Raw genomic sequence first — 10,148 nt, forward strand, 5'->3', positions numbered from 1 at the left:
CGCCTGTTGGAGTTACCGCGGCGCGGGACAGTATCGAAGAGCGGTGAAGCGACTCATCCAATTGAGATGTGCTCTTTCAAGTGGGCGCATCGTAATCACTATGATGGCCACTAGCAAGCATCTGATTAAACAACAAGACGAAGTGTTCATTGGGCTGTGTAAGAGATCGCCCTATATATGGCAGGGGAATCCCTGATGGCGAATTATATTGCGCGCATTTGCCTCGCCCCCTCAGAACCCTTGATCCAGAGCGGCCCAACCCGCTCTGCGCGAATCGCCTCGAACACCCGTCCCAATACACGGCGGCAAGCATGACAACTCTCGTAAGAAATAGAAGTAGGACTCTTCCGAAAATTCGCGGAATTTTACAAACAATTCGCTGACGACAACGCCGAACAACAAAAGTGCCATCAATTTGATGGCAATTCATTTTTCTGAAACTTTATTCAGCTCGTGAATGCTGTACTTCAGTGCCAACTCAATAATTATCGAAGTGCGATCCAACAGTCATTTCCACCCCCTTAAGCAACACTTCCACGCCGAAAATACTCTGATAAATGTCAGGGATAATTCTTACATCGTTTTATTTCCCACGTTGCCAGCTTGCCTTGGTAAATTCTTTTCGACCGGCAATGTCAACCAGACCGGCTGACTGTTGAGCCACGGTCCGAAGCCTGCATCTCATTCGGCTCCCGAGCCCGGAGCCGCCAAGGAGCTTTACCTCATGGAATTGAAAGCCATATTTTTCGCAGCACTTATTTGGTTGCCAACAACTCAAGCGTCAGCGGACACCCCGCCACTGGATGGTCATTACTATCTGACCGGCGCAATGGAAATGGGCGCTGAATTGCTGTTGCGCAAGGACGGCACGTTTGACGCCGGCGTGGCGTATGGCAGCGCAGACGGCTTTGCCAAGGGCACCTGGCGGGTGGAGAACAACACCGTGACGCTGAAGAGCGAGACCAAAGCGGCGTCGAACAGCGATTTGTCTGGCCTGTTTCAGGATCTGCAACTGGCCATCGAACCGAACTGTCTGGCCGTGGATTTCGGCAACGGCAAGGCCTGTTTCCGACGTCAGTAAGCCGATGGGCAGCCACAAAAAATGGGCACCCGACCGCAATCGGTGTGCCCATTTTTATTGCAGTTCTCCCTGCTTGTCAGGGAGTTCGCCGCAATTTAAGGATTGACGCTGTCTTTAAGCGACTTGCCTGGCTTGAATGCCACGGTGTTGCTGGCTTTGATCTTCACCGGCTCACCGGTTTGCGGGTTCTTGCCGGTGCGGGCGCCGCGGTGGCGTTGCAGGAAGGTGCCGAAGCCCACCAGCGTGACGCTGTCCTTGCGGTGCAGAGCGCCGGTGATTTCTTCGAGGACGGCGTTGAGAACGCGGTTGGCCTGTTCTTTGGTCAGATCCGCTTTTTCAGCGATTGCAGCGGCGAGTTCTGGTTTACGCATTAGTGAAGCCCCTTTGACGGTTTTTTGTTGTTATGTCCGTGCTGTTCTCGTTGGAACAGCGCCCAAGGCGCCGCAGGCTCTACTCTGCGGCAGACGGGAGTGAGAATGGCACGCGGATACCGGCGGCGCCAGTCTCCCCGCGACCTTTGTAGGGGCAAAAGCGGGGTGATTCCGACAGAACGACCGGTATTTACGCCAGCAGGGGCGGAAGCTGTTTGTTCAGGGCGAGTTTTTCCATCACTGCCGCGCCGGTCAGCGCGTAACCGAGCAACTGACCCTCGGCGCTGTGGCACAGGGCCTTGATGTCGGCGCCCCGCCCTTCGACGGTCCAGACGCCTTCGCTGCCCCGTGGCGGTGGCGACACGACCAACGGGCACACCGGGGTTTTCACCGTGATCGGCATCGCGCCGTAGCTCACCGCCGTCGGATTACCCGCCAGGGTTTGTGCCAGCGCACGTGCGCAGCTCATGAGGGGCATCACGTACAACAGATTCAGCCCATCGACCTCGGCGCAGTCGCCCAGGGCGTAGATATTGGCGTGGGACGTTTTCAGATACCGGTCGACAACAACGCCGCGATTGACCTGCACCCCGGCCGCTGCGGCCAGATCAATGCGCGGACGCAGGCCGATGGCCGACACCACCACATCGCAGGCAATCACCTGACCGTCAGACAGATTCGCTTCCAGCCCGTCCGCAACTTTTTGCAGGCGGGTCAGCACCGGGCCAAGGTGAAAACGCGCGCCCAGGCTTTCCAGCCCGGCCTGCACGGCGGCCGCAGCGGCCGGGTGCAGCAGCATCGGCATCACTTGCTCGCACGGCGCCACCAGTTGCACCTCGTAGCCGCCGAGGATCAGGTCGTTGGCGAATTCGCAGCCGATCAGGCCCGCTCCCAGCAGCAACACGCGGCGCTTGCCAGCAGCGGCGGCACGAAAGCGTGCGTAGTCTTCGAGATCGTTGATCGGGAATACCAGTTCGGCGCCATCGCCTTCGATCGGCACCCGCACGGTTTCCGCGCCCCAGGCGAGGATCAGGTCGCGGTAGTACACCGCTTCTTCGCCGATCCACAGGCGCTTGTGGCCGGCGTCGATGCCGCTGATGCGCGTGTGGGTGCGCACTTCGGCCTTCAATTGCTCGGCCATCGCGCCGGGTTCGGCCATGCTCAGGCCATCGGCGTCCTTGTTCTTGCCGGAACCGGTGGAGAGCATCGGTTTGGAGTAAGAGCGCCCGTCATCGGCGGTAATCAGCAGCAGCGGGGTTTCGCCATCGAGTTTGCGAAACTCCCGGGCCAGGTTGTAACCCGCAAGCCCGGTGCCGACGATTACGACAGGTGCGATCATGCCTTACTCCTTGGTTTTTCTCAGTTGATTTCGATCATTTCGAAGTCCGACTTGCCCACGCCGCAGTCCGGGCACAGCCAGTCTTCCGGCACGTCCTGCCACAGGGTGCCCGGCGCGATGCCGTCATCCGGCCAGCCGTCAGCTTCGTTGTAGATCAGGCCGCAGACGATGCATTGCCACTTTTTTCATTCAGGTACTTCCTCAGGGTTTCAGGCTTTGGTCGGCGCGGACGGTCGATGGTGGTGGTGCTGCCGTCCGGCTCAGGGCGTTTTGTACTGAGGGTGCCGGGCAGATGCAAGCCTGTTCGGCGCAACGGCGACCCGGATCCATCAAATTCGCAGCACGCCATGTTAAGCTCGCCGCCTCATTTGCGGCCAATAATGACTCATTGTGCACCATTCAAATGCCTGCCCGGCCCCGCTCTGGCTGACTCAAAGCCGACTGACGCCCCTTCCCGATTCGTTGACCCTGAACTGGTTGTTCGACGAAGGCTCGCTGACCCGCCGCCTGACGCGGCTGTCGAATGACGGCTTCAGTGTCACGCCGCTGTTCGAAGGCTGGGACACTTTGCGCAGCGACGAATGCGCGGCGCTGGATCTGGCCGAAGACAGCGAAGGCTGGGTGCGCGAGGTGTATCTGCGCGGTCACGGCGAAGCCTGGGTGTTCGCCCGCAGCGTGGCGTCACGCGCCGCCCTGCAAGGCGACGGCTTGCACATGGACGAACTGGGCAGCCGCTCGCTGGGCGAACTGCTGTTTTGCGACCACGCCTTCCAGCGCCGCGCCATCGAGGTCTGTCACTACCCGCAGGAATGGCTGCCGGCAGAATGTCGCGCCCCCGAGCTGTGGGGCCGCCGTTCGCGCTTCGACCGTGGCGCTTTGAGCGTGCTGGTGGCGGAGATTTTCCTGCCGACGCTGTGGAACACCGCCCGCGCCCATCCGGAGAACTGCTGATGTACCAGAGCCTGCTCAAGTCCCTGAACCGCTTGAATCCACGCGCCTGGGATTTCATTCAGTTGACGCGCATGGACAAGCCGATCGGCATTTACCTGCTGCTGTGGCCGACGCTATGGGCGCTATGGATTGCCGGTAAGGGCGCGCCTTCGCTGGCCAATATCGTGATTTTCGTCCTTGGCGTGGTACTGACCCGCGCCGGGGGTTGCGTGATCAACGACTGGGCCGACCGCAAGGTTGATGGCCACGTCAAACGCACCGCGCAACGACCGCTGGCCAGCGGCAAGGTCAGTTCGAAAGAGGCGCTGGTGTTCTTCGCGCTGCTGATGGGCGTGAGTTTCCTGCTGGTGCTGTGCACCAATGCGCCGACCATTTGGCTGTCGCTGGGCGGCCTGGCGCTGGCGTTCACCTATCCGTTCATGAAGCGCTACACCTATTACCCGCAAGTGGTGCTCGGCGCGGCGTTCTCGTGGGGCATGCCGATGGCGTTCACCGCCGAAACCGGCGAACTGCCTGCCGCCGCGTGGCTGCTGTGGATCGCCAATCTGTTGTGGACAGTGGGTTACGACACCTATTACGCGATGACCGATCGTGACGATGACCTGAAGATCGGCGTGAAATCCACGGCAATTCTGTTCGGCGATGCGGACCGGGTGATCATCCTGACGTTGCAGGCGCTGTCGCTCGGCTGCCTGTTGCTGGCCGGGTCGAAGTTCGAGCTGGGGACGTGGTTCCATCTCGGCCTGCTGGTGGCCGCTGGCTGTTATGCGTGGGAGTTCTGGTACACCCGCGATCGCGACCGCATGCGTTGCTTCAAGGCGTTCTTGCACAACCATTGGGCCGGATTGGCGATTTTTGTCGGGATCGTGCTGGATTACGCGTTGCGCTGATCCACAAAAACCTGTGGGAGCGAGCCTGCTCGCTCCCACAGGGACGTAGTTACTGCAGGAATCAGTGTTTAGGCATGTGCCACATGTCCTTGAACCCTTCCCCCTTCATGTCGCCGGGTTTTTCATCCATTTTGAAGGTGTAAAGCGGCTTGCCGTCATATGCCCACTGCATGGTGCCGTCATCACGCTTGATGGGGGTGAATTTGCCTTCAGCCTTGGCACCCGCCGGCGCCATCATCGGCGGCCAGTTCTTCGCGCAATCGCCGTTGCACATCGATTTACCGCCCGTGTCCTTGTCGAAGGTGTACACGGTCATGCCTTTGTGATCGGTCATCATGCCGTCTTTCATCATGACCGGGTCGGCGGCGAACGCCATCGACGGTAATGCAACGGCAGCAGCCATCAGCAGGGCTTTGAAAGAAGCAGTCATTTGAGTCATGGAAACCTTCTTTTGTGGTTGTCAGGATTCGGACTTAGAGCTTAGTCCAGGATCACGCCAACCGCCGGACGACTAAAATACTGTCACACGACTGCAATAATTCCGTTATCTAATGCGGCGCAAGACAGTTAAATGACAAGAGGATTAAGGCATGGTTGGCAGGAGCATTCTGATCGTCGACGACGAAGCGCCCATTCGCGAAATGATCGCCGTTGCGTTGGAAATGGCCGGCTATGACTGCCTCGAGGCGGAGAACTCGCAGCAGGCACACGCCATCATCGTTGACCGCAAACCGGACCTGATCCTGCTCGACTGGATGCTGCCCGGCACCTCCGGCATCGAACTGGCCCGCCGCCTCAAGCGTGACGAACTGACCGGGGACATCCCGATCATCATGCTCACCGCCAAGGGCGAAGAGGACAACAAGATTCAGGGTCTTGAAGTCGGCGCCGACGACTACATCACCAAGCCGTTTTCCCCACGCGAACTGGTCGCCCGCCTCAAGGCTGTGCTGCGTCGCGCCGGCCCGACCGATGGCGAAGCACCAATCGAAGTCGGCGGCCTGCTGCTCGACCCGATCAGCCACCGCGTGACCATCGACGGCCGTCCGGCCGAGATGGGCCCGACCGAATACCGTCTGCTGCAATTCTTCATGACTCACCAGGAACGCGCCTACACGCGCGGGCAGTTGCTGGATCAGGTCTGGGGCGGCAACGTCTATGTTGAAGAGCGCACCGTCGACGTACACATCCGGCGCCTGCGCAAGGCCCTCGGCGATGCCTACGAAAATCTGGTACAAACCGTGCGCGGCACCGGCTACCGGTTTTCCACCAAGGCCTGATCCGACCGCCAGACTCGCTGACAAGGACCGTATTTTCCGTGAATCAAAACTGGCATGGCACCCTGATTCGCCACATGCTGTTGCTGGTCACCGCCTGCCTGGTGATCGGTTTGATCAGCGGCTATTACGGCTGGAGCCTCGCTGCCGGCCTGGGCCTGTATCTGGCCTGGACGCTCAAGCAACTGCTGCGCCTGCACGAATGGCTGCGTCTGCACCAACCCGATGAAGCACCGCCCGATGGCTATGGCCTGTGGGGCGAGGTGTTCGACAGCATCTACCACCTGCAACGCCGCGACCAAAGGGTACGCGGACGCCTGCAAGCGGTGATCGACCGGGTACAGGAGTCCACCGCCGCGCTCAAAGATGCGGTGATCATGCTCGACAGCGACGGCAATCTGGAATGGTGGAACCGCGCTGCCGAAACCCTGCTCGGCCTCAAGACCCCGCAGGACAGCGGCCAACCGGTGACCAACCTGGTACGCCATCCGCGCTTCAAGGAATACTTCGAGCAGGACAGCTACGCCGAACCGCTGGAAATCCCTTCGCCGACCAATGATCGGGTGCGCATTCAGCTGTACCTGACGCGTTACGGCAACAACGAGCATCTGATGCTGGTGCGCGACGTCACGCGCATCCATCAGCTGGAACAGATGCGCAAAGACTTCATCGCCAACGTCTCCCACGAACTGCGCACGCCGCTGACGGTGATCTGCGGCTACCTGGAAACCCTGCTCGACAATGTCGAGGAAGTGAATCCGCGCTGGAGTCGCGCCCTGCAGCAGATGCAGCAGCAGGGCGGGCGCATGCAGACGCTGCTCAACGACCTGCTGTTGCTGGCGAAACTGGAAGCCACCGATTACCCGTCGGACAATCAGCCGGTGCAGATCGACACCCTGCTGCAGTCGATCAAAAGCGATGCGCAGCAGTTGTCCGGGCAGAAAAACCAGAAAATCACCCTCGAAGCCGATGGCAAGATCCTGCTCAAGGGCAGCGAGGCGGAACTGCGCAGCGCCTTCTCCAACCTGGTGTTCAACGCTGTGAAGTACACCCCGGCCGAGGGCAACATCCGCATTCGCTGGTGGGGCGACGAGCAAGGCGCGCACCTGAGCGTGCAGGACTCCGGGATCGGCATCGACAGCAAGCACCTGCCGCGCCTGACCGAACGCTTCTACCGTGTCGATTCCAGTCGCAACTCCAACACCGGCGGCACCGGGCTGGGCCTGGCAATCGTCAAACACGTGTTGCTGCGCCACCGCGCACGGATGGAGATCAGCAGCGTGCCCGGTCATGGCAGCACGTTCACCTGCCACTTCGCCCCGGCCCAGGTGGCCCAGGCACGGGCCATCAGCGCCGCCGAGTGATACCGGCCAGCACGCGCCACTAGGCAATCGCCAAGTCAGCCGCTACATTGGCTGACTTGCGTCTGCCTTTCAGGCGCGATTTTTTCTCTCTTTACGAATCACACGGAACCTGCAAAACTCCATCATGGACCCTTCCCCTGCTTGTCCCTCGCTACGATTTTCGCCGATTTCGGCATGATTCTTTTTGCTCTGATCCTGGTGTTGCTCAACGGCTTCTTCGTTGCAGCGGAATTCGCCATGGTCAAACTGCGCTCGACCCGGGTCGAAGCCATCGCCGACAAGAACGGCTGGCGCGGGCACATCCTGCGCACCGTTCACAGTCAACTGGATGCGTACCTCTCGGCCTGTCAGCTCGGTATCACCCTCGCCTCCCTCGGCCTGGGCTGGGTCGGTGAACCGGCGTTCGCGCACCTGCTCGAACCACTGCTGAGCGCGGTCGGCGTGCAGTCGCCGGAAGTGGTCAAAGGCATTTCGTTCTTTACCGCGTTTTTCATCATTTCCTACCTGCACATCGTGGTCGGTGAGCTGGCGCCCAAGTCGTGGGCGATCCGCAAACCCGAGCTGCTGTCGCTGTGGACGGCAGTGCCGCTGTACCTGTTCTACTGGGCGATGTACCCGGCGATCTACCTGCTCAACGCCAGCGCCAACGCGATTCTGCGCATCGCCGGCCAGGGCGAACCCGGCCCGCACCACGAACACCATTACAGCCGCGAAGAACTGAAACTGATCCTGCACTCCAGCCGTGGTCAGGACCCGAGCGACCAGGGCATGCGCGTGCTGGCCTCGGCAGTGGAGATGGGCGAACTGGAGGTGGTCGACTGGGCCAACTCCCGCGAAGACCTGATCACCCTCGAATTCAACGCGCCGCTGAAAGAAATCCTCGCGATGTTCCGTCGCCACAAGTTCAGCCGGTATCCGGTGTACGACAGCGAACGCCAGGAGTTCGTCGGCCTGCTGCACATCAAGGACCTGCTGCTGGAGCTGGCGGCGCTGGACCACATTCCGGAGTCGTTCAACCTAGCCGAGCTGACCCGCCCGCTGGAGCGCGTGTCGCGGCACATGCCGCTGTCGCAGCTGCTGGAGCAGTTCCGCAAGGGCGGCTCGCACTTCGCCGTGGTGGAAGAGGCCGACGGCAACATCATCGGCTACCTGACCATGGAAGACGTGCTGGAAGTGCTGGTCGGCGACATCCAGGACGAACACCGCAAGGCCGAGCGCGGGATCCTCGCGTATCAGCCGGGCAAGCTGCTGGTACGCGGCGACACGCCGCTGTTCAAAGTTGAACGCCTGCTAGGTATCGACCTGGATCACATCGAAGCGGAAACCCTCGCCGGGCTGGTCTACGAGACCCTCAAGCGCGTCCCGGAAGAGGAAGAAGTGCTGGAAGTCGAAGGCCTGCGGATCATCATCAAGAAGATGAAAGGGCCGAAGATTGTGCTGGCCAAGGTGTTGATGCTGGATTGATGGGTGTTTTGGGGGACGCTTCTGTGGTGAGGGGATTTATCCCCGATGGGTCGCGGAGCGGCCCTGTAATCTGCAATCGCTCAACTCCTGACTCAATGCCTTCAATGATTTTGGGACGGCTGCGCCGTCCATCGGGGATAAATCCCCTCACCACAAAAGCCCCTCCACAGCGGCCCCCTAACGGTTTTACTGTTTGCCCAGCGCAAAGTTGGGCAATGCCCCCAGCGGCTGGTTGAACTGATACGGAATCGACACCAGCCCCTGCCCGGTATTGCGCTGCACCACAAAGTGCAGGTGCGGACCGCTGCTGTTGCCGGTATTGCCCGACAGTGCCAGCGGGCTGCCGACCGTCACCCGCTGCCCCTCGCGCACGCTCACCGAACCTTGCTTGAGGTGCAGGTACACGCCCATCGTGCCGTCGTCATGCAGCACACGGACGAAATTGCCGGACGCATCATTGCCGCGCCCGCTCTGCGAATTTTCGGTTTTCACCACCACCCCGGCCCGTGCGGCGATGATCGGCGTGCCGACCGGCATGGCGATGTCCATCGCATACCGGTTCTTCGGCCCGTAATGGCTGTACTGGCCATTGGCGCCCTGACTCAGACGGAACGGCCCGCCCCGCCACGGCAACGGATAGCGATAGCTCTGCGCGGCGCCTGCAGGGTCACCCAGGGAATACTGAAATTGCGGTGAATACACCAGCGGCTGACCCTTGGTAATCGCTGTGAGCAGCGCCAACCGGGTATTACTGCGCGCAGGCAGCACTCGGCGGATGGTCTGGGCCGGCGCGCCACGCACGTTGCTCATCCCGGTAAACGCCAGCGCAATCTCGACCGGTGCATACAGATCGTTGCGCACGAACACCACGTCGGTACCCTTCTGCTTCTTGATGTCGAGGTACACCTGGCGCTCCAGATGTTCGACCATGCGGTCCTGAAACACGAACACCTGCGAGCCTTTGCTCGGCCGGTCGCTGTACGAGACGACACCGTTGGCATCGGTGGATTTGTAGATGGTCATGGCCACAGTCGAGGTGGAGGCCAGGAAAAGACCACAGAGAAACAGCAGGCGCGCGAGCATGGGCAGGAATCTATCGAAGGAAGGCCTGGAAAAGAGCCTAGCAGCTGAGACAGACCAGGCTAGTCGACAGATGTTTCAAATTGCCCAGCGCACAAAGCAAAAGATCGCAGCCTGCGGCAGCTCCTACAGGGAAATGCATTCCAATGTAGGAGCTGCCGCAGSTTGCGATCTTTTCACAGACGCCGCTTACGCGCCCGGGACGAAGTGCTTCTGCGCCGTACCGCGGGCGATCAGGCGCGAGATGTAGTCGAGCTTCTGCGCATCCTGGTCGACGAAACGGAATGTCAGTTGCAGCCAGTCGCTGTCGGCTTTCTGTTCGTGGGCAACG

At 60.5% G+C, this 10,148-nt stretch carries 10 protein-coding genes and 2 pseudogenes; 6 read left to right on the forward strand and 6 right to left on the reverse strand.

What is annotated here, in order from left to right; translation table 11 throughout:
- The first annotated feature begins 763 nt into the window (after window positions 1–763).
- The gene (locus HT737_RS14910; protein WP_306287215.1) at window positions 764–1,081 is read left to right on the forward strand and encodes a hypothetical protein; all 318 of its coding nucleotides are present in this window, start codon (window positions 764–766) and stop codon (window positions 1,079–1,081) included.
- Window positions 1,082–1,176: 95 nt separating this feature from the next.
- On the opposite strand, the gene HT737_RS14915 is transcribed toward HT737_RS14910, so the two are convergent.
- From HT737_RS14915 to HT737_RS14925, 3 genes are all read right to left on the reverse strand, one after another.
- On the reverse strand, window positions 1,177–1,452 hold the full coding sequence (locus tag HT737_RS14915; RefSeq protein ID WP_003213368.1) for an HU family DNA-binding protein: 276 nt from the start codon (window positions 1,450–1,452) through the stop codon (window positions 1,177–1,179).
- A 190-nt stretch (window positions 1,453–1,642) separates the two neighbouring features.
- Window positions 1,643–2,791 carry an NAD(P)/FAD-dependent oxidoreductase gene (locus tag HT737_RS14920; RefSeq protein ID WP_182403068.1) on the reverse strand — a complete coding sequence of 383 codons (1,149 nt, stop codon included), beginning with the start codon at window positions 2,789–2,791 and terminating at the stop codon, window positions 1,643–1,645.
- 20 nt (window positions 2,792–2,811) lie between these two features.
- Window positions 2,812–2,961, reverse strand: a complete 150-nt coding sequence (locus tag HT737_RS14925) for a rubredoxin (RefSeq protein WP_182403077.1) — start codon at window positions 2,959–2,961, stop codon at window positions 2,812–2,814.
- Between the two features lie 220 nt (window positions 2,962–3,181).
- On the opposite strand from HT737_RS14925, the gene HT737_RS14930 reads away from it, so the two are divergent.
- Window positions 3,182–3,742, forward strand: a complete 561-nt coding sequence (locus HT737_RS14930) for a chorismate lyase (RefSeq protein WP_182403070.1) — start codon at window positions 3,182–3,184, stop codon at window positions 3,740–3,742.
- On the forward strand, window positions 3,742–4,632 hold the full coding sequence (ubiA, locus tag HT737_RS14935) for a 4-hydroxybenzoate octaprenyltransferase (protein ID WP_047297312.1): 891 nt from the start codon (window positions 3,742–3,744) through the stop codon (window positions 4,630–4,632). The genes HT737_RS14930 and ubiA overlap by 1 nt, the downstream gene beginning before the upstream one ends.
- Window positions 4,633–4,693: 61 nt before the next feature.
- On the opposite strand, the gene HT737_RS14940 is transcribed toward ubiA, so the two are convergent.
- Entirely contained in the window at window positions 4,694–5,071 is a 378-nt protein-coding gene (locus tag HT737_RS14940; protein ID WP_041071626.1) for a hypothetical protein, read from the reverse strand.
- A gap of 151 nt (window positions 5,072–5,222) precedes the next feature.
- Between HT737_RS14940 and phoB the strand changes: the two genes are divergently transcribed.
- The 3 genes and pseudogenes from phoB (at window position 5,223) to HT737_RS14955 (ending at window position 8,737) form a co-directional block, all read left to right on the forward strand.
- Complete coding sequence (phoB, locus tag HT737_RS14945) at window positions 5,223–5,912, forward strand: phosphate regulon transcriptional regulator PhoB (RefSeq protein WP_003229608.1); 690 nt, start codon at window positions 5,223–5,225, stop codon at window positions 5,910–5,912.
- Between the two features lie 74 nt (window positions 5,913–5,986).
- A complete protein-coding gene (phoR, locus tag HT737_RS14950; RefSeq protein WP_217436730.1) occupies window positions 5,987–7,273 on the forward strand; it encodes a phosphate regulon sensor histidine kinase PhoR in 1,287 nt (428 codons plus the stop codon).
- A gap of 124 nt (window positions 7,274–7,397) precedes the next feature.
- Window positions 7,398–8,737 (forward strand): annotated as a pseudogene (locus HT737_RS14955) (hemolysin family protein).
- A gap of 186 nt (window positions 8,738–8,923) precedes the next feature.
- On the opposite strand, the gene HT737_RS14960 reads toward HT737_RS14955, so the two are convergent.
- Complete coding sequence (locus tag HT737_RS14960) at window positions 8,924–9,820, reverse strand: M23 family metallopeptidase (RefSeq protein ID WP_182403075.1); 897 nt, start codon at window positions 9,818–9,820, stop codon at window positions 8,924–8,926.
- 186 nt (window positions 9,821–10,006) lie between these two features.
- A pseudogene (locus tag HT737_RS14965) lies at window positions 10,007–10,148 on the reverse strand (response regulator); the annotation flags it as partial.

Origin of the sequence: Pseudomonas sp. MD195_PC81_125 (genome assembly GCF_014060985.1) — a bacterium.
Classification (GTDB): Bacteria; Pseudomonadota; Gammaproteobacteria; order Pseudomonadales; family Pseudomonadaceae; genus Aquipseudomonas; species Aquipseudomonas parakoreensis.

What these genes read in the sequence shown, in the direction of transcription:
- phoB (WP_003229608.1), top strand. Translation starts at nt 5,223, where the DNA reads ATGGTTGGCAGGAGCATTCTGATCGTCGACGACGAAGCGCCCATTCGC.
- HT737_RS14960 (WP_182403075.1), bottom strand. Translation starts at nt 9,820, where the DNA reads ATGCTCGCGCGCCTGCTGTTTCTCTGTGGTCTTTTCCTGGCCTCCACC.
- HT737_RS14915 (WP_003213368.1), bottom strand. Translation starts at nt 1,452, where the DNA reads ATGCGTAAACCAGAACTCGCCGCTGCAATCGCTGAAAAAGCGGATCTG.
- HT737_RS14940 (WP_041071626.1), bottom strand. Translation starts at nt 5,071, where the DNA reads ATGACTCAAATGACTGCTTCTTTCAAAGCCCTGCTGATGGCTGCTGCC.
- phoR (WP_217436730.1), top strand. Translation starts at nt 5,987, where the DNA reads ATGCTGTTGCTGGTCACCGCCTGCCTGGTGATCGGTTTGATCAGCGGC.
- HT737_RS14920 (WP_182403068.1), bottom strand. Translation starts at nt 2,791, where the DNA reads ATGATCGCACCTGTCGTAATCGTCGGCACCGGGCTTGCGGGTTACAAC.
- ubiA (WP_047297312.1), top strand. Translation starts at nt 3,742, where the DNA reads ATGTACCAGAGCCTGCTCAAGTCCCTGAACCGCTTGAATCCACGCGCC.